At 60.9% G+C, this 17,921-nt stretch carries 15 protein-coding genes; 12 read left to right on the top strand and 3 right to left on the bottom strand.

Going from position 1 to position 17,921, the window contains the following annotated elements; genetic code table 11:
* Nucleotides 1–165 precede the first annotated feature (165 nt).
* The 8 genes from C7A17_RS23935 to C7A17_RS23900 all read left to right on the top strand — a co-directional run bounded on the left by C7A17_RS23935 (nucleotide 166) and on the right by C7A17_RS23900 (nucleotide 10,925).
* Entirely contained in the window at nucleotides 166–2,997 is a 2,832-nt protein-coding gene (locus C7A17_RS23935; protein WP_106741400.1) for a 2-oxoglutarate dehydrogenase E1 component, read from the top strand.
* Between the two features lie 65 nt (nucleotides 2,998–3,062).
* A complete protein-coding gene (odhB, locus tag C7A17_RS23930; RefSeq protein ID WP_106741397.1) occupies nucleotides 3,063–4,283 on the top strand; it encodes a 2-oxoglutarate dehydrogenase complex dihydrolipoyllysine-residue succinyltransferase in 1,221 nt (406 codons plus the stop codon).
* A gap of 63 nt (nucleotides 4,284–4,346) precedes the next feature.
* Complete coding sequence (gene lpdA / locus C7A17_RS23925; protein ID WP_106741395.1) at nucleotides 4,347–5,783, top strand: dihydrolipoyl dehydrogenase; 1,437 nt, start codon at nucleotides 4,347–4,349, stop codon at nucleotides 5,781–5,783.
* A gap of 242 nt (nucleotides 5,784–6,025) precedes the next feature.
* A complete protein-coding gene (gene sucC, locus C7A17_RS23920) occupies nucleotides 6,026–7,192 on the top strand; it encodes an ADP-forming succinate--CoA ligase subunit beta (RefSeq protein ID WP_106741392.1) in 1,167 nt (388 codons plus the stop codon).
* Nucleotides 7,192–8,079, top strand: a complete 888-nt coding sequence (gene sucD, locus C7A17_RS23915) for a succinate--CoA ligase subunit alpha (protein ID WP_106741389.1) — start codon at nucleotides 7,192–7,194, stop codon at nucleotides 8,077–8,079. The genes sucC and sucD overlap by 1 nt, the downstream gene beginning before the upstream one ends.
* Before the next feature lie 306 nt (nucleotides 8,080–8,385).
* Nucleotides 8,386–9,699, top strand: a complete 1,314-nt coding sequence (brnQ, locus tag C7A17_RS23910; RefSeq protein ID WP_106741386.1) for a branched-chain amino acid transport system II carrier protein — start codon at nucleotides 8,386–8,388, stop codon at nucleotides 9,697–9,699.
* A 102-nt stretch (nucleotides 9,700–9,801) separates the two neighbouring features.
* Nucleotides 9,802–10,536 (top strand): DUF599 domain-containing protein, encoded by a 735-nt coding sequence (locus tag C7A17_RS23905; RefSeq protein WP_106741384.1) that lies wholly within the window; start codon nucleotides 9,802–9,804, stop codon nucleotides 10,534–10,536.
* Nucleotides 10,533–10,925: an MAPEG family protein gene (locus C7A17_RS23900; RefSeq protein ID WP_106741381.1), complete on the top strand. Its 393-nt coding sequence runs from the start codon at nucleotides 10,533–10,535 to the stop codon at nucleotides 10,923–10,925. The genes C7A17_RS23905 and C7A17_RS23900 overlap by 4 nt, the downstream gene beginning before the upstream one ends.
* A 63-nt stretch (nucleotides 10,926–10,988) precedes the next feature.
* Here C7A17_RS23900 and C7A17_RS23895 read toward each other — a convergent pair whose 3' ends face one another.
* The gene (locus C7A17_RS23895) at nucleotides 10,989–11,486 is read right to left on the bottom strand and encodes a DUF934 domain-containing protein (RefSeq protein ID WP_106741378.1); all 498 of its coding nucleotides are present in this window, start codon (nucleotides 11,484–11,486) and stop codon (nucleotides 10,989–10,991) included.
* Entirely contained in the window at nucleotides 11,470–13,128 is a 1,659-nt protein-coding gene (locus C7A17_RS23890) for a nitrite/sulfite reductase (RefSeq protein WP_106741376.1), read from the bottom strand. Before C7A17_RS23890 ends, C7A17_RS23895 begins: the two co-directional genes overlap by 17 nt.
* A gap of 448 nt (nucleotides 13,129–13,576) precedes the next feature.
* Here C7A17_RS23890 and C7A17_RS23885 point away from each other — a divergent pair, with 448 nt between their 5' ends.
* Entirely contained in the window at nucleotides 13,577–14,641 is a 1,065-nt protein-coding gene (locus C7A17_RS23885) for an ABC transporter substrate-binding protein (RefSeq protein WP_234035848.1), read from the top strand.
* On the opposite strand, the gene C7A17_RS23880 is transcribed toward C7A17_RS23885, so the two are convergent.
* Entirely contained in the window at nucleotides 14,642–14,869 is a 228-nt protein-coding gene (locus C7A17_RS23880) for a DUF2970 domain-containing protein (protein ID WP_106741374.1), read from the bottom strand. It abuts the gene before it with no gap.
* Between the two features lie 137 nt (nucleotides 14,870–15,006).
* Between C7A17_RS23880 and C7A17_RS23875 the strand changes: the two genes are divergently transcribed.
* The 3 genes from C7A17_RS23875 to C7A17_RS23865 all read left to right on the top strand — a co-directional run bounded on the left by C7A17_RS23875 (nucleotide 15,007) and on the right by C7A17_RS23865 (nucleotide 17,890).
* The gene (locus tag C7A17_RS23875) at nucleotides 15,007–15,855 is read left to right on the top strand and encodes an AraC family transcriptional regulator (RefSeq protein WP_234035847.1); all 849 of its coding nucleotides are present in this window, start codon (nucleotides 15,007–15,009) and stop codon (nucleotides 15,853–15,855) included.
* Between the two features lie 246 nt (nucleotides 15,856–16,101).
* Complete coding sequence (locus C7A17_RS23870) at nucleotides 16,102–17,508, top strand: NAD(P)/FAD-dependent oxidoreductase (RefSeq protein ID WP_106741371.1); 1,407 nt, start codon at nucleotides 16,102–16,104, stop codon at nucleotides 17,506–17,508.
* Nucleotides 17,509–17,548: 40 nt separating this feature from the next.
* A complete protein-coding gene (locus tag C7A17_RS23865) occupies nucleotides 17,549–17,890 on the top strand; it encodes a cupin domain-containing protein (protein ID WP_106741368.1) in 342 nt (113 codons plus the stop codon).
* Nucleotides 17,891–17,921: the final 31 nt, after the last annotated feature.

The raw sequence follows: 17,921 nt of genomic DNA, 5'->3' as shown, positions 1-17,921 counted from the left end.
CGGTTCATATTCGAAAAATTATGACGACCAGCAGGGGCATCCGGGCTGGTACCCGGACTATCTGCGGGAACCCAAGTGGCTTTATCCGAGTCGCAGCACCATGACTTTGATTTGGGCCATACGGTATTCGCGCCGATGGTGTCCCCTTACCGAGGGTGACCAAGCATGCAAGAAAGCGTGATGCAGCGCATGTGGGACAGTGCCCACCTATCCGGTGGCAACGCTGCCTACGTGGAAGAGCTCTACGAGCTCTACCTGCACGATCCCAACGCTGTGCCAGAAGAGTGGCGCACTTACTTCCAGAAGCTGCCGACCGACGGCAGCGCTGCAGCGGATGTGTCGCACTCGACCATTCGCGATCATTTCGTTCTGCTCGCCAAGAATTCGCGTCGTGCCCAGCCGGTTTCCGCCGGGGCCGTCAGCAGCGAGCACGAGAAGAAGCAGGTAGAAGTGCTGCGTCTGATCCAGGCCTACCGCGTGCGTGGCCACCAAGCCGCTCAGCTCGATCCGCTGGGGCTGTGGGTGCGTACCGCGCCGTCCGATCTGTCGATCAATCACTACGGCCTGACCGACGCTGACCTGGATACCACTTTCCGTACCGGCGAGCTGTACATCGGTAAGGAAGAGGCGACCCTACGTGAAATCCTCGGTGCGTTGCAGCAGACATATTGTCGCACCATCGGTGCCGAGTTCATGCACATCGTCGATTCCGGCCAGCGTCACTGGTTCGCCCAGCGTCTGGAAAGCGTGCGTGGTCGTCCGCAATTTTCCGCTGAAGTGCAGGCGCACGTGCTCGAGCGCGTTACCGCTGCCGAAGGCCTGGAGAAGTACCTGGGCACCAAATACCCAGGCACCAAGCGCTTCGGTCTGGAGGGCGGTGAGAGCCTGATCCCGATGCTGGACGAGATCATCCAGCGTTCCGGCTCCTACGGCACCAAGGAAATCGTCATCGGCATGGCCCACCGCGGCCGTCTGAACGTACTGGTCAACACCTTCGGCAAGAACCCGCGCGATCTGTTCGACGAGTTCGAAGGCAAGAAGACCGAAGGTCTCTCGTCCGGTGACGTGAAGTACCACCAGGGCTTCTCGTCCAACGTCATGACCGCTGGTGGTGAAGTTCACCTGGCGCTGGCGTTCAACCCCTCGCACCTGGAGATCGTTTCTCCGGTGGTCGAAGGTTCGGTACGTGCCCGCCAGGATCGTCGTAATGACGCCAGTGGCGACAAGGTACTGCCGATTTCCCTCCACGGTGATGCGGCGTTCGCCGGTCAGGGCGTGGTGATGGAAACCTTCCAGATGTCGCAGACCCGTGGTTACAAGACGGGCGGCACCATTCACATCGTGATCAACAACCAGGTTGGTTTCACCACCAGCCGCCCGGAAGACTCGCGCTCGACCGAATACGCCACTGACGTGGCGAAGATGATCCAGGCGCCGATCTTCCACGTGAACGGTGATGATCCGGAAGCCGTGCTGTTCGTGACCCAGCTGGCTGTCGATTACCGCATGCAGTACAAGCGTGACGTGGTCATCGACCTGGTCTGCTACCGTCGTCGCGGCCACAACGAGGCCGACGAACCGAACGGTACTCAGCCGCTGATGTACCAGCAGATCGCCAAGCAGCGCACCACCCGTGAGCTGTATGCCGATGCACTGATCGCTGCCGGTGTGCAGACCAGCGAAGACGTACAGGCCAAGATCGACGAGTACCGTACCGCACTGGACAACGGCCAGCACGTGGTCAAGAGCCTGGTCAAGGAACCCAACAAGGAACTGTTCGTCGATTGGCGTCCGTACCTGGGCCACACCTGGACCGCGCGTCACGACACTCGCTTCGACCTGAAGACCCTGCAGGATCTGTCGGCCAAACTGCTGGAGATTCCGGACGGCTTCCTGGTTCAGCGCCAGGTTTCCAAGATCCTCGAAGATCGCCAGAAGATGGGCGCCGGCGGCTTGCCGATCAACTGGGGCTACGCCGAGACCATGGCTTACGCGACCCTGTTGTTCGAAGGCCACCCGATCCGCATGACCGGTCAGGACATCGGCCGTGGCACCTTCTCGCACCGTCACGCGGTGTTGCACAACCAGAAGGACGCCAGCACCTACGTTGCCCTGAAGAACCTGTACGAAGGTCAGCCCAAGTTCGAACTGTACGACTCCTTCCTTTCCGAAGAAGCGGTACTGGCCTTCGAATACGGCTACTCGACCACCGTGCCGAATGCGCTGGTGATCTGGGAAGCTCAGTTCGGCGACTTCGCCAACGGCGCCCAGGTGGTGTTCGACCAGTTCATCTCCAGTGGCGAGCACAAGTGGGGCCGTCTGTGCGGTCTGACCATGCTGCTGCCGCACGGCTATGAAGGGCAGGGGCCTGAGCACAGCTCGGCGCGTCTGGAGCGTTACCTGCAACTGTGCGCCGAGCACAACATGCAGGTCTGCGTGCCGACCACCCCGGCTCAGGTCTACCACATGCTGCGTCGTCAGGTGATCCGTCCGCTGCGCAAGCCGCTGGTGGTGCTGACGCCGAAATCGCTGCTGCGTCACAAGCTGGCAATCTCGACCCTGGAAGATCTGGCCGAAGGCTCGTTCCAGACCGTCATCCCGGAAATCGATGCGATCGATCCGAAGAAGGTCGAGCGCCTGGTGCTGTGCAGCGGCAAGGTCTACTACGACCTGCTGGAAAAACGCCGCGCCGAAGGCCGTGAAGATATCGCCATCGTGCGTATCGAGCAGCTCTATCCGTTCCCGGAAGACGACCTGGCCGAGGTTCTGGCTCCGTACAAGAACCTCAAGCACATCGTCTGGTGTCAGGAAGAGCCGATGAACCAAGGGGCCTGGTACTGCAGCCAGCACCACATGCGTCGCGTCGCCACTGCGCACAAGAAGGCACTGTTCCTCGAGTACGCCGGTCGCGATGCCTCGGCTGCACCAGCTTGCGGTTACGCCTCGATGCACGCCGAGCAGCAGGAAAAACTGCTGCAGGACGCCTTTACTGTTTAACGCCTTCATCCGGCAGGTGGCATTCGCCGCCTGCCGGTACAAAACGAATTTAAGGAACACATACAATGGCTATCGAGATCAAAGCCCCAACCTTCCCGGAATCGGTTGCCGACGGCACCGTCGCCACCTGGCACAAGAAGCCGGGCGAAGCGGTCAAGCGCGATGAGCTGATCGTCGACATCGAAACCGACAAGGTCGTGATCGAAGTCCTGGCCGAGGCCGACGGCGTCCTGGCTGAAATCATCAAGAACGAAGGCGATACCGTTCTCTCCAATGAACTGCTGGGCAAGCTGACCGAAGGTGGCGCTGCCGCCGCCGCACCGGCCGCCGCTGCTGCTGCACCTGCTCAGGCTGCTGCTCCGGCCGCCGCCGCTGGTGACGACGCCATCCTTTCGCCGGCTGCTCGCAAGCTGGCCGAAGAGAACGGCATCGACCCGAACAGCATCGCTGGCACCGGCAAAGGTGGTCGCGTGACCAAGGAAGACGTGGTCGCTGCTGTCGAAGCCAAGAAGAACGCTCCGGCTGCTCCTGCTGCCAAGCCGGCTGCCGCTGCTGCCGCTCCGGTTGTGACCGCCGCTGGCGACCGCACCGAGAAGCGCGTGCCGATGACCCGCCTGCGCGCCAAGATCGCCGAGCGTCTGGTCGAGGCTCAGTCGACCATGGCCATGCTGACCACTTTCAACGAAGTGGACATGACCGAAGTCATGGCCCTGCGTTCGAAGTACAAGGATCTGTTCGAGAAGTCCCACAACGGCGTGCGCCTGGGCTTCATGTCCTTCTTCGTCAAGGCCGCTACTGAAGCGCTGAAGCGTTTCCCGGCAGTCAATGCCTCGATCGACGGCAACGACATCGTTTACCACGGCTACTCCGACATCGGTGTTGCAGTTTCCAGCGACCGCGGCCTGGTGGTTCCGGTACTGCGTAACGCCGAGCTGATGAGCCTGGCCGAGATCGAAAGCGGTATCGCCACCTTCGGCAAGAAAGCCAAAGACGGCAAACTGTCGATCGAGGAAATGACCGGCGGCACCTTCACCATCACCAACGGTGGTACTTTCGGTTCGATGATGTCGACCCCGATCGTCAACCCGCCGCAGGCCGCGATCCTGGGTATGCACAACATCGTTCAACGTCCGATGGCCATTAACGGTCAGGTCGTTATCCGCCCGATGATGTACCTGGCGCTGTCCTACGATCACCGCCTGATCGATGGCAAGGAAGCCGTTAGCTTCCTGGTGACCATCAAGAACCTGCTGGAAGACCCGGCTCGCCTGCTGCTGGAAATCTAAGCCAGTCTTTTCCAAGGCGGCCTCGGTATGAGGCCGCCCGGTTTTTTCGAGAAGGAATCAGTTATGACTCAGAAATTCGACGTGGTAGTCATCGGTGCCGGCCCTGGTGGCTACGTTGCCGCCATCAAAGCAGCGCAACTCGGCCTGAAGACCGCCTGCATCGAGAAGTATCAGGACAAGGAGGGTAAAGTCGCCCTCGGCGGTACTTGCCTGAACGTCGGCTGCATCCCCTCCAAGGCTCTGCTGGACAGCTCCTGGAAATACCACGAAGCCAAAGACGGCTTCGCCGTGCACGGCATTGAGGCCAAAGGCGTCACCATCGACGTTCCGGCCATGGTCGCGCGCAAGAACACCATCATCAAGAACCTCACCGGTGGCGTTGCCGGCCTGTTCAAGGCCAACGGCGTGACCCTGCTGGAAGGTCACGGCAAGCTGTTGGCTGGCAAGCAGGTCGAAGTGACCGACAAGGATGGCAAGACCTCCATCGTCGAAGCCGAGAACGTGATCCTGGCTTCCGGTTCGCGTCCGGTTGATATCCCGCCGGCTCCGGTCGATCAGGACGTCATCGTCGACTCCACCGGCGCTCTGGAATTCCAGAGCGTGCCGAAGAAGCTGGGCGTGATCGGCGCTGGCGTGATCGGCCTGGAGCTGGGTTCGGTCTGGTCGCGCCTGGGCGCGGAAGTCACCGTTCTCGAAGCCCTGGACAAGTTCCTGCCGGCTGCTGACGAGCAGATTGCCAAGGAAGCGATGAAGACCCTGACCAAACAGGGCCTGAGCATCCGCCTGGGCGCTCGCGTGACCGGTTCGGAAGTGAAGAAGAAGCAGGTTACCGTGAGCTTCACCGACGCCGAAGGCGAGCAGAAAATGGTGTTCGACAAGCTGATCGTGGCCGTTGGCCGCCGTCCTGTCACCACCGACCTGCTGGCTGCTGACAGCGGCGTGACCCTCGACGAGCGCGGCTATATCTTCGTCGACGATCATTGCGCGACCAGCGTACCGGGCGTTTACGCCATCGGTGACGTGGTGCGTGGCGCCATGCTGGCCCACAAGGCCTCGGAAGAGGGCGTGATGGTTGCCGAGCGCATCGCTGGCCACAAGGCTCAGATGAACTACGACCTGATCCCGTCGGTTATCTACACCCACCCGGAAATCGCATGGGTCGGCAAGACCGAGCAGCAACTGAAGGCTGAAGGCGTTGCCGTCAACGTCGGTACCTTCCCGTTCGCTGCCAGCGGCCGTGCCATGGCTGCCAACGATACCGGTGGTCTGGTCAAGGTCATCGCCGATGCCAACACCGACCGCGTACTGGGCGTTCACGTGATTGGCCCGAGCGCCGCCGAGCTGGTTCAGCAAGGTGCGATCGGCATGGAATTCGGCACCAGCGCCGAAGATCTGGGCATGATGGTCTTCTCGCACCCGACTCTGTCCGAGGCGCTGCACGAAGCCGCCCTGGCCGTGAACGGTGGCGCGATCCACATCGCCAACCGCAAGAAGCGCTAAGCGTTAGTGGCCGACTCGTTCGGCCATTCGAGTTGTTGTAAGCCGCTGTGGTAGATGGGGCGTCACGTAATCGCCTTGTCGCTATGGCGGTGTTTGCAAGCAGAACCACGTCGGGAGCACCCGCGTCACGTTGCAGAACGTGTCGCGCAAGGCCCGGCGGACTGCTCAGGCAGTCACAGGTGGCGCGGTATCAAAAGTGCAGCGCCGAATGCGCAATACCTAAACGAAGACGGTAGACAAGCATGAATCTTCACGAGTATCAGGGTAAGCAGCTGTTCGCTGAATACGGCCTGCCCGTATCCAAGGGCTTCGCGGTAGACACCCCGGAAGAGGCCGCAGCGGCCTGCGAAAAAATCGGTGGTACCGAGTGGGTCGTCAAGGCTCAGGTACACGCTGGTGGCCGCGGTAAAGCGGGCGGTGTGAAACTGGTCAAGAGCAAGGAAGACGCCAAAGCCTTCGCAGCCAACTGGCTGGGCAAGCGTCTGGTGACCTATCAGACTGATGCCAATGGCCAGCCTGTCACCAAGATCCTGGTCGAGTCCTGCACCGACATCGCCAAAGAGCTGTACCTGGGTGCCGTTGTAGACCGTTCCAGCCGTCGCATCGTGTTCATGGCTTCCACCGAAGGTGGCGTGGACATCGAGAAGATCGCTCACGAAACCCCTGAGAAAATCCTCAAGGCCACCATTGATCCGCTGGTCGGCGCACAGCCGTACCAAGGTCGTGAGCTGGCGTTCCAGCTGGGGCTGGAAGGCAAGCAAGTCGCTCAGTTCGCCAAGATCTTCGTAGGTCTGGCCAAGCTGTTCAAGGATCACGACCTGGCTCTGCTGGAAGTCAACCCGCTGGTCATCAAGGCCGACGGTGACCTGCACTGCCTGGACGCGAAGATCAACATCGACGCCAACGCCATGTACCGTCAGCCGAAGCTGAAGACCTTCCACGATCCGTCGCAAGACGATGCCCGTGAAGCCCACGCTGCCCAGTTCGAACTGAACTACGTAGCACTGGAAGGCAACATCGGCTGCATGGTCAACGGTGCCGGTCTGGCCATGGGTACCATGGACATCGTCAACCTGCACGGCGGCAAGCCAGCCAACTTCCTGGACGTTGGCGGCGGCGCGACCAAAGAGCGCGTGACCGAAGCATTCAAGATCATCCTGTCCGACAGCAACGTCGCTGCCGTTCTGGTGAACATCTTCGGCGGTATCGTTCGTTGCGACATGATTGCCGAAGGCATCATCGGCGCAGTGAAAGAAGTTGGCGTGAAGGTTCCGGTTGTCGTCCGTCTGGAAGGCAACAACGCTGAACTGGGTGCCAAGGTACTGGCCGACAGCGGCCTGAACATCATCGCGGCAACCAGCCTGACCGACGCTGCTCAGCAAGTCGTCAAAGCTGCGGAGGGCAAGTAATGAGCGTCCTGATCAATAAAGACACCAAGGTTATCTGCCAGGGTTTCACTGGTTCGCAAGGTACCTTCCACTCCGAACAAGCCATCGCCTACGGCACCAAGATGGTTGGCGGCGTGACCCCGGGCAAGGGCGGCACCACTCACCTGGGCCTGCCGGTTTTCAACACCGTGAAAGAAGCCGTCGAAGCCACTGGCGCTGACGCTTCGGTCATCTACGTTCCGGCTCCGTTCTGCAAAGACTCGATCCTGGAAGCTGCCAACGGCGGCATCAAGCTGATCGTCTGCATCACCGAAGGTATCCCGACCCTCGACATGCTCGACGCCAAGGTCAAGTGTGACGAGCTGGGCGTGCGCCTGATCGGCCCGAACTGCCCGGGCGTGATCACTCCCGGCGAGTGCAAGATCGGCATCATGCCGGGTCACATCCACCTGCCAGGCAAGGTAGGCATCGTGTCGCGTTCCGGCACCCTGACCTATGAAGCCGTCAAGCAGACCACTGACGCCGGTTTTGGCCAGTCCACCTGCGTGGGCATCGGTGGTGACCCCATCCCGGGCTCCAACTTCATCGACATCCTGAAGCTGTTCCAGGAAGACCCGAAGACCGAAGCGATCGTCATGATCGGCGAGATCGGCGGTTCGGCTGAAGAAGAAGCGGCTGCCTACATCAAGGCCAACGTCACCAAGCCTGTAGTTTCCTACATCGCTGGTGTGACCGCTCCTCCCGGCAAGCGCATGGGCCATGCCGGCGCCATCATTTCCGGCGGCAAAGGCACTGCAGACGAGAAATTCGCTGCACTGCAGGACGCGGGTGTGAAAACCGTGCGTTCCCTGGCTGACATCGGCAAGGCCCTGGCCGAGCTGACCGGTTGGGAAGCCAAGAACGCCTAAGCGTTTTTGACGGAACGAGAGAGGCCACCTTCGGGTGGCCTTTTTCGTTTGCACTGTGCAAAAGCAAGCATTCGTTAGCACTGCAAGTTTCGTCAGCGCGACGCGGAGTTACAGGCTTTCGACACCCAGAACGGCAACTGTCCTGCTCGGGGGAGGTTTTGGGTAGTATCGCCGCCATCGAGCGTCCCGGGTGCCACAAGCCTCCAGGCGACGCCCAAGTGCCCCGGATCACCCGTTCCAGGCGACGTTTCCCAGACCTGAAGGAAACTTTCACGTTCTGATTCTCTGCCAGTGGTATTTCCCTCTATGACTCGTTTGAAAGGCCTGGATCTCCTCGCCCTTGGTTTCATGACGTTTGCCCTTTTCCTCGGCGCAGGCAACATCATCTTCCCGCCCAGTGCCGGCATGTCTGCTGGTGAGAACATGGGTGCCGCAGCTTTCGGCTTCCTGCTTACCGGCGTGGGCCTGCCACTGCTCACCGTGGTGGCTCTGGCCCGAGTTGGTGGTGGCCTGCCGACTCTTACCGCGCCGCTTGGCCGCTTTGCTGGCGTATTGCTGGCGGTTGCCGTGTACCTGGCGATCGGCCCGTTGTTCGCCACCCCGCGCACGGCGGTCGCCTCGTTCGAAATCGGCATGCAGCCTTTTGTCGGTAACAGCCCGTTGGCGTTGTTCGTTTATACCCTGGTGTACTTCGCGGCAGTTCTGTTTCTCTCGCTCAATCCGGGCCGTCTGGTCGACCGTGTCGGCAAGGTCATCACGCCGGTGCTGATCTCGGCGCTGATCGTGCTGGGCGGTGCGGCGCTGTTCGCACCTGCTGGCGTCGTCGGGCAATCCAGTGGCGCCTACAGCAGCGAGCCGCTGGTACAGGGCTTCCTGCAGGGTTACCTGACCATGGATGCGCTGGGTGCGCTGGTATTCGGCATCGTCATCGCCACGGCCATCCGTGATCGTGGCGTCACCGATGCCGGTCTGGTGACCCGCTATTCGGTAATCGCCGGCATCATTGCCGCGGTTGCGCTTTCGCTGGTTTATCTTTCGCTGTTCTATCTTGGCGCGACCAGTCATGAGCTGGCCGCCGGCGCCGAGAATGGCGGGCAGATTCTCACGGCCTATGTTTCGCATACCTTCGGCAGTGGCGGCTCGTTGCTGCTGGCGGTGGTGATCATCCTGGCCTGCCTGACCACCGGTGTTGGTCTGCTGACTGCCTGTGGCGAGTTTTTCAGCGACCTGTTGAAGCTGCCTTATCGTGTTGTGGTCGTGGCGTTGGCGGTGTTCAGTCTGGCGGTTTCCAACCAGGGGCTGACCCAGTTGATCAGCGTGTCCATTCCGGTGCTGGTGGGGCTCTATCCGCTGGCCATCGTGCTGGTCGCACTGAGTCTGGCCAATCGTCTGTGGCGTTCGCAGTCGCTGGTGTTCGTGCCGGTGATGGCCGTGACCCTGGTATTTGGCGTGGTCGATGGCCTGACCGTCGCCGGCAAGGGGGAGTGGGTACCGGGCTTCTTCGCACGTCTACCACTGGCTGAGCAGAGCTTGGGCTGGTTGGTGCCGGTGCTGGTGATGCTGGCGCTGGTCGCCGTGCTCGACCGCATCATTGGTGCGCCGAAGGCCGCGACGGCCTGAGCCCCGGTTACGAATCGAAAGGCCGCTTTACAGCGGCCTTTTTGTTGAACAAGAGAGGAGGCGGGCTGGCTATAATCCGCGGCAGTCATACAAGGAGTTGGCATGCCCATCAGTGATCAGTACCTGCCTCATCTCTTAGCCGTGCTCTGGTTCGTCATTTGCTGGGCCGGCTACACCCGTTACGCGCAGCTCAAGGGCCGTGATACACCTTGCCTGGCCAGCGTTCTGCACCTGTATCGCGAAGACTGGATGCGCCGCATGCTGCTGCGCGACAACCGTATAGCCGATGCCAATGTGATCGGTAACCTCGAGCGCAACGCCTCGTTCTTCGCCTCCAGTACGCTGATCATCCTTGCCGGCATCCTCACGGTACTGGGCGCTTCCGATCGGGCTCTGTCGTTGCTGGCTGATCTGCCGTTCGTGCAATCGGCCAGTCGTGGCCTGTCCGAAGTGAAGCTATTGTGTCTGGGCATCGTGTTCGTCTACGCCTTCTTCACCTTCAGTTGGTGCATGCGTCAGTACAACTTCGCTGCCGTTCTGGTAGGTTCTGCCCCCATGATCGGTGAGCGCCATGTCACCGAGCAGGAGCGCAAGGCCTTCGCCGAGCGCACGGCGCGTGTCATCTCGATGGCCGCCAACCAGTTCAACTTTGGTTTGCGCGCCTATTATTTCGGTATGGCAACGTTGGCGTGGTTCATCAACCCCTGGTTCTTCATGCTGGTGACCGCCGGTGTGGTGGTGGTGCTGTATCGCCGTGAGTTCCATTCGGATGTGCTGGAAGTGATGGTCTATACCCCAACGCCGGCCGCTGAAGTGGCCAAGGAGAAGAGTGAATGAGCATACCGTTCTGGTGCGTGTTCATCAGTGCCTTACTGATCTTCATCGCCAAGGCGCCGGTTGCCAAGGCAATGGCCGCGGAAGGCGGTGGTCGTTACGACAATCATCACCCGCGTGCTCAGCAGGCGCGTCTGACCGGCTTCGGTGCGCGTGCCCTGGCCGCGCACCTGAACAGCATCGAAGCGTTCCCGCTGTTTGCCGTCGGCGTGTTGATGGCCCACGTGACGCAGACCTACGGCTACCTCATCGACATTCTGGCCATCACCTTCGTCATCAGTCGCGTGCTGTATCTGCTGTTCTACTGGTGGGATATGCACTGGCAGCGCAGCCTGGTGTGGATCATCGGCCTGCTGTGTAGCCTGTTGTTGATGCTCAGTCCGGCGCTGTAAGGCGAGTATTGCGCCCATAAAAAATCCCCGCCGAAGGCGGGGATTTTCGTTTGCACGCAGCGATCAGGCGCGGCGTCGGAACAGCGGCTGCGGTTCGTCGGCGGAAGCCTGGTAGGCCTCGCTGTAGTCCTCGAAGGCCTTCAGCGCGTCAAACGGATCCTTGTCGGCGCGTACGGCGAAGGCGTCGAAACCGACGCGCTTGAGGGCGAACAGCTGATCACGCAGCACATCACCGATGGCGCGTACTTCACCTTTGTAGCCGTAACGGGTACGCAGTAGGTAGGCAGTGGAAGAGTGACGGCCATCGGTAAAGGCCGGGAACTCCAGCGCGATCACCTGGAAGTGCGCCAGGTCATCGGCGATTTCTTCGATCTCATCACCCGCTTCCAGCCAAACGCCCAGGCCACCATCGCGAGCCTTGAGCGCGTGGGCGTGTTCGCGCCACAGTGCCAGCGGCACGATGATGTCGTCGCAGTTGGGGATGGCGTCCAGGGTCACATCTTTGGCCAGCAGGTGCCAGGTTTCGTCGACCACCTGGCCGTTCTTAATGATTCGCTGCATAGACGCGCTCCTTGAACGGGTCGATACCGATACGGCGGTAGGTATCGAGGAAGCTTTCTTCTTCGGTACGTTGCTCGACATAGACGTTGATGATCTTCTCGATCACGTCCGGCATGTCGTCCTGGGCGAAGGATGGGCCGAGGATCTGCGCAAGGCTGGCTTCGCGACCGGCGCTGCCGCCGAGGGAAACCTGGTAGAACTCCTGGCCTTTCTTGTCCACGCCAAGTACGCCGATATGGCCGACATGGTGATGCCCGCAGGCATTCATGCAGCCTGAGATGTTCAGATCCAGGTTACCGATATCGAACAGGTAGTCCAGGTTGTCGAAGCGGCGTTGAATGGCTTCTGCCACGGGGATCGACTTGGCGTTGGCCAGCGAGCAGAAATCACCGCCTGGGCAGCAGATGATGTCGGTCAGCAGGCCAACGTTCGGTGTGGCGAAGCCTTGTTCACGCAGCTCACCCCACAGGGTCAGCAACTGACGTTGTTCGACGTCGGCGAGGATGATGTTCTGGTTATGGCTATTGCGCACCTCACCGAAGCTGTAGCGATCAGCCAGGTCGGCGATGGCATCCAGCTGCTTGTCGGTGACATCGCCAGGCGCCACGCCGGTTGGCTTGAGCGACAGGGTCACGGCAACGTAGCCGGACTTCTTGTGGGCGAAGGTGTTGCGCTCGCGCCAGCGGGCGAAGCCAGGGTGTTCGGCGCTCTGTTGGGCGAGCAGGGCGTCTTCGTCCTGCAGTGCCTGATAGGCCGGATCGACGAAGTGAGCGGCAACGCGCGCGACTTCTGCTTCGGTCAGGGTAGTTGGGCCATCTTTCAGGTGCGCCCACTCGGCATTCACACGCTCGGCGAATACCTCGGGAGTCAGCGCCTTGACCAGAATCTTGATACGCGCCTTGTATTTGTTGTCACGACGGCCATAGCGGTTGTACACGCGCAGGATGGCGTCGAGGTAGCTGATCAGGTGTTGCCACGGCAGGAATTCGTTGATGAAGCTGCCGACGATCGGGGTGCGGCCCAGGCCGCCGCCGACGGAAACGCGGAAGCCCAGTTCGCCAGCCGCGTTCTTCACCGCTTCCAGGCCGATGTCGTGGACTTCGATGGCGGCGCGGTCGCTCACGGCGCCGTTGACGGCGATCTTGAACTTGCGCGGCAGGTGGCTGAATTCGGGGTGGAATGTCGACCACTGGCGGATGATCTCGCACCAGGGGCGCGGGTCGATAATCTCGTCCTTGGCCACGCCAGCGAACTGATCGGTGGTGGTGTTGCGGATGCAGTTACCGCTGGTCTGAATGGCGTGCATCTGCACGCTGGCCAGCTCGGCGAGAATCTCCGGTACGTCTTCCAGCTCCGGCCAGTTGAACTGCACGTTTTGCCGGGTGCTGATGTGGGCGTAGCCCTTGTCGTAGTCGCGGGCGATCTTGGCCATCATGCGCACCTGCGCCGAGGACATCAGGCCGTAGGGCACGGCGACCCGCAGCATCGGCGCGAAACGCTGAATATAAAGGCCATTTTGCAGGCGCAGAGGGCGGAATTCCTCGCCGCTCAGTTCCCCGGCGAGATAGCGACGGGTTTGATCGCGGAACTGCTTGACGCGATCCTCGACGATCTTCTGATCGTACTGGTCATATACGTACATGAAGGGTCCTGTTATCAGGCTACTGCCAATCCGCGCGCACGGCCGCGCACTCCGTCTGGACACGGAGCGTGGGCACCATACCAGTTCAGCTTTATGCGTAAAAGTGAAGTTTGAGTATATAAGATGTGATTTTGGTAATAAGTAAGCGTGCAGCACCGTTCGTTCGCTTGAGGACTCCGGTTGGCTGGTCTTAACTGCCTGGTGTCACCTACAAAACAAGAACGAGGGGGGAAGCATGAGCGATCATGGCGATACTGATAATCGTGACAGCGTCGTCGATGCCTGGGCGATTCTGTTTCTGATCCTGATTGCCGTGGGCACTGCGGTTTTCTGGGTCAGTGGTCGTTGAACGTGGTCTGAGCTGCAATTACCGGCCCTGAGAATCGGGGCCGGTCTCCACCCACGTATACCCGTATACTGCGCCGACGATCAGAGGAGATTTGCGTCGGTGATCAAGTGGATACTGGGTTTGTTGGTCGTACTGGGGGCTTCGCCTGCGCTGGCTCAGACGCGGCCAGTTTCAGTCGTCTTTCTCAATCCGGGCTTCAGTGACGAGCAGTTCTGGGTCGACTACATCCGTTACATGCACAACGCGGCCGACGATCTCGGCATGCAGCTGCGTGTCTTCCATGGTGAGCGCGATAGTGCGCGCCTGCTCACCTATGCTCGCCAGGTGCTGGAGAGCGAGACTCGCCCCGACTACCTCGTCTTCACCAACGAACAGTACATCGGGCCGGAAATCCTGCGCTTATACGCCGGAACCGAGGTCAGGTTGTTCGCCTTGCACAGCACGCTGAATCAGGAGCAGCAGAAACTCATCGGTGGCAGTCGTGAGCGCCACGAAAACTGGATTGGCAGCCTGGTACCGAACGACGAAGAGGCGGGATACCTCATGGGGCGGGCGCTTGCCGAGCTGGCTCAGGGCGAGCCTGCCGAGTTGCTGGCATTCAGCGGCATCAAGCAGACACCCTCGGCGACGCTGCGTCTGGACGGCTTGCAGCGTGCACTCGAGGAGACGCCTAACGTACGCCTGGTGCAGGCCTTGTATGGTGAGTGGCTGCAACAACGGGCCTACGAGCAGGCCATGGGTTTGTTACCGCGCTACCCCGATATCCGCCTGATCTGGTCGGCCAATGATGAAATGGCCTTTGGTGTCATGCAGGCTGCCGAAGAGATGGGGCGCTCTTTCAAGTACGCGGCACTGAACAATTCGCAACGCGTATTGAATGCACGGGCGGACGGGAGCATCGATGTGCTCGCCAGTGGTCATTTCCTGCTGGGCGGCTGCGCCATGGTGATGCTTTACGACCATGCCATGGGCCAGGACTTCGCCGAACGCGGCGGCAAGGATCAGATCGCCGGCCTGCTGCGCCTGCTGGATGCTGAACAGGCACGACGTCTGGCCAGGCACTTCGAGCAGGCGCAGCAGGATATGGACTTCACCCGTTTCAGCGCCGTGAACAATCCTGGAATGACTCGTTACAGCTGTGGCATCGATCCGCTGCTGAACTGATCAGCCAGTGGCCAGGTGCAGGATCAGCTTCACCGCGCCGAGCAGAATAACCACGAACAGCGCGGTGAACAGCACGCCAAGCAGGATGAAATGACTGGGTTTGCCGCGGCTGAAGTCACGGCTGCGGTTTTTCCCGCTTTGCACACCGAGCGCGGCAGCGAGCACGCTCTGCAGCATTTCCCGTAGTGTCAGTGGAGCTTGTTGCGGGTCTTTGTTCTGATCAGTCATGGTCGGCAGCCTCTCCGTCAGTGTTGCAAGCATAGCCTCCCGTCGCAGAGTCGGCACGATGAGGCCAGGTGTTGAGGGGCTAGGCTGAGTTTGACGATTCAGGCAATCTGCCAGGGCGCCGATAACCGATACTGATCATGCCTGACGACCTATTCCCCGACGATGCCGCGCAGACCGAGCGCACCCGCGAAATCATCCTGCGCTATCACCTGAGCTGGAAACACCGTGATCTCGAGGCGGTGATGGCGCTGTATCACCCGGATATCGAATACAACGACTTCTTTCAACAGCGCTGCATGCGCCTGGACGAGTTGCGCGAGTATGTCGAGCACAACCTGCCGCGCCGCCCAGGCGAACTGCTGGAGCACGTCGACCGTATTCGTATCGACGGTCACACTGCGTTCATCCAGTACTGCACCAGCCTGCAGGGCGGGGAAGGGCTGGTGTCGTTTCGCACTGGTGAAGCTCTCACGGTGCGGGGGGGGCTGATCTGGCGCATCAATGAATACGCCACCCTGGTTCGTGAAGCGCGGGGGACTGGTGAGGATGTCGGCTCGCGACCGGCCATCAGCCGCCTGGGGCTGTCGACGCGTCAGCTCGGTCAACTGGCGCAGGATCTGCAGGATTATTTTCAGCGCAGCCAGCCGTTTCTCGATCCCGAGCTGGATCTGCAACAGGTGGCGGCCGCTACCGGCTATAGCCGTAACCAGATCTCCCATCTGCTCAATCAGGTGCTTGGCGAGAGCTTTTACCGTTACGTCAACCGCGCACGCCTGCAGTATCTTCTGGACGGCCTGCAGGTCGGCAGCGACCTCAAGCGTGTCGACGAGCTGGCCTTTGCGGCTGGCTTCAATTCGTTGTCGGCCTTCTACAACTGCTTCAAGCGTCACACCGGGCTGTCGCCGAAGGCCTATCTTAGAACTCGCCTAGAATCTAGCGAGCTAGCGCCATGCAATACCGATGGCGGCCCCGCAAAAACAGACTAGGAGCGGTCGGAGTCGCGCTCGACTTTACGGGGCGTAAATGAGCAGTACTCGCTTCGCTCGCCCTTCGGGCCGCGCTGAAGTGCGTCAGCCGCAAGCGGCGTGCCGAGCACGTTTTTAACGCAGCAGAACCGACGCGCAGCAGATTCTAGGCGGGTTCTCAAAGAGATTTCCTCGCGGGCACGCAAGCAAGACAGCGGCCGATAGCTACTACTAGCCTTGTGTCATCGATTGATGACGGAGGCGTGGATGAATCCCTGGCGCAACATCAGTCTGTGGATGGATCAGCTCGACGATCCGCTGCAGGCGCGACCCAGTCTGCAATCCGAGCTGCATGCGGATGTGGCGATCATCGGCGCCGGCTATACCGGCCTGTGGACGGCCTATTACCTCAAACGCCAGGCGCCGTACCTGCGTGTGGTGATCGTGGAGGCCGAGACTGCCGGTTTCGGTGCCTCCGGGCGCAATGGCGGCTGGCTGATGGGCAATCTGCTGGGTGAGGATCGCCTGTTGGCCGGCCTGCCCCCCGCCGAGCGCAAGGCCACCTTCGATCTGCTGCACGGCATTCCCGATGAAGTGGCCGAGGTCGTCGCCCGTGAAGGTATCGACTGCGACCTGCGCAAGGGTGGTGTGCTGTATTGCGCTGCCCGTTACCCGGAGCAGGAGACACGCCTGCGTGACTACCTCAAGGAACTGCGTGCGCTGGGTCTGAGTGAAGAAGACTACCGCTGGCTGGCGCCAAGTGAGCTGGCCGAGCAACTGCGTATGGCCAATGCTTACGGCGCGCTGTACAGCCCGCATTGCGCGACCATTCAGCCAGCCAAACTGGTACGGGGCCTGGCACGTTGCGTCGAAGGGATGGGCGTGGAGCTTTATGAGCGTAGCCCGGTGATCGATTGGCAGCCTGGCCTGATTCGCACTGAGCAGGGACGTGTCACGGCTGACTGGGTGGTGCCAGCCATCGAGGGCTACGCCGCGAGTTTGCCGCCACTGGGCAATCATCAACTACCGGTGCAGAGCCTGATCGTCGCTACCGAGCCGCTGCCAGCGGATGTCTGGGCCGGTATCGGCCTGGATCGCGGCCAGGCCTTCAGCGAATTCAGCCGCCAGGTCACCTACGGCCAGCGCAGCCTCGATGACCGGCTGATCTTCGGTGCGCGCGGGGGGTATCGCTTTGGCGGGCGCCTGCGCAGCGACTTCAACCTTACCGAAGACGAACTGGGTTTGCGCCGCTACCTGATGGGAGAAATCTTCCCGCAGCTGCGCAACGTACGCTTCACCCATTCCTGGGGCGGCAATCTGGGCATGGCGCGGCGCTTCCAGCCGCACATGCTGCGCGATAGTCGCAGTCGCATCGCATTGTCCGGCGGTTACGGTGGTGAAGGTGTCGGCGCCACCAACCTCGGTGGGCGTACCTTGGCCGATCTCATTCTCGGACGTGACAGCGAACTGCTGCGCCAGCCTTGGGTAGTGAGTGATAGCCCGATTTCCAGCCTGAGGCGCTGGGAACCCGAGCCCTGCCGCTGGCTTGGTTACAACGCGATCATCCGCAGTTTCGTCCATGAGGACGAAGTCCTCGCCAACCCGCGCAGTCCGGCCTGGCGTCGACGCCTGGCGCAAGCCGTGGCGGCACGCATGGAAAGCCTGATGGGCTGAGCAGGCAGCAGTGCTCGCCGATCTTTCACCTGGAGTCCACATGAACATCACCCATTTCCGTAACACCCCCAATGCCGCTCTGGAAGAGTCAAATCCGGTCGCCGTACCCCTGAGTGAGCCGGTGGCGGTCACCTCGACCACCAGCGTCGAGCGCAGTGACGGCGTAGAGACCGGCGTCTGGGAATGCACACCGGGGCGCTGGCGCCGGCAGATCGTGCAGCAGGAGTTCTGCCACTTCGTTGCCGGGCGTTGCACCTTCACCCCGGACGACGGCGAGCCCATCGAGATCCGAGCTGGCGACGCGCTGATGATGCCTGCCAATACCGTCGGCATCTGGGACATACAAGAAACGGTTCGCAAGACCTATGTGCTGATCTTCTGATCGAGCACTTTTCAGTGACTGCCTAAAACAA

Origin of the sequence: Pseudomonas mendocina (assembly GCF_003008615.1) — a bacterium.
Classification (GTDB): Bacteria; Pseudomonadota; Gammaproteobacteria; order Pseudomonadales; family Pseudomonadaceae; genus Aquipseudomonas; species Aquipseudomonas mendocina_C.
The sequence above is the reverse complement of the archived record's forward strand: the minus strand, read 5'-3'. Positions and strand labels throughout refer to the sequence as shown.

Coding starts and splice junctions, on each gene's coding strand:
- C7A17_RS23935 (WP_106741400.1), top strand. CDS start 166: ATGCAAGAAAGCGTGATGCAGCGCATGTGGGACAGTGCCCACCTATCC.
- odhB (WP_106741397.1), top strand. CDS start 3,063: ATGGCTATCGAGATCAAAGCCCCAACCTTCCCGGAATCGGTTGCCGAC.
- lpdA (WP_106741395.1), top strand. CDS start 4,347: ATGACTCAGAAATTCGACGTGGTAGTCATCGGTGCCGGCCCTGGTGGC.
- sucC (WP_106741392.1), top strand. CDS start 6,026: ATGAATCTTCACGAGTATCAGGGTAAGCAGCTGTTCGCTGAATACGGC.
- sucD (WP_106741389.1), top strand. CDS start 7,192: ATGAGCGTCCTGATCAATAAAGACACCAAGGTTATCTGCCAGGGTTTC.
- brnQ (WP_106741386.1), top strand. CDS start 8,386: ATGACTCGTTTGAAAGGCCTGGATCTCCTCGCCCTTGGTTTCATGACG.
- C7A17_RS23905 (WP_106741384.1), top strand. CDS start 9,802: ATGCCCATCAGTGATCAGTACCTGCCTCATCTCTTAGCCGTGCTCTGG.
- C7A17_RS23900 (WP_106741381.1), top strand. CDS start 10,533: ATGAGCATACCGTTCTGGTGCGTGTTCATCAGTGCCTTACTGATCTTC.
- C7A17_RS23895 (WP_106741378.1), bottom strand. CDS start 11,486: ATGCAGCGAATCATTAAGAACGGCCAGGTGGTCGACGAAACCTGGCAC.
- C7A17_RS23890 (WP_106741376.1), bottom strand. CDS start 13,128: ATGTACGTATATGACCAGTACGATCAGAAGATCGTCGAGGATCGCGTC.
- C7A17_RS23880 (WP_106741374.1), bottom strand. CDS start 14,869: ATGACTGATCAGAACAAAGACCCGCAACAAGCTCCACTGACACTACGG.
- C7A17_RS23875 (WP_234035847.1), top strand. CDS start 15,007: ATGCCTGACGACCTATTCCCCGACGATGCCGCGCAGACCGAGCGCACC.
- C7A17_RS23870 (WP_106741371.1), top strand. CDS start 16,102: ATGAATCCCTGGCGCAACATCAGTCTGTGGATGGATCAGCTCGACGAT.
- C7A17_RS23865 (WP_106741368.1), top strand. CDS start 17,549: ATGAACATCACCCATTTCCGTAACACCCCCAATGCCGCTCTGGAAGAG.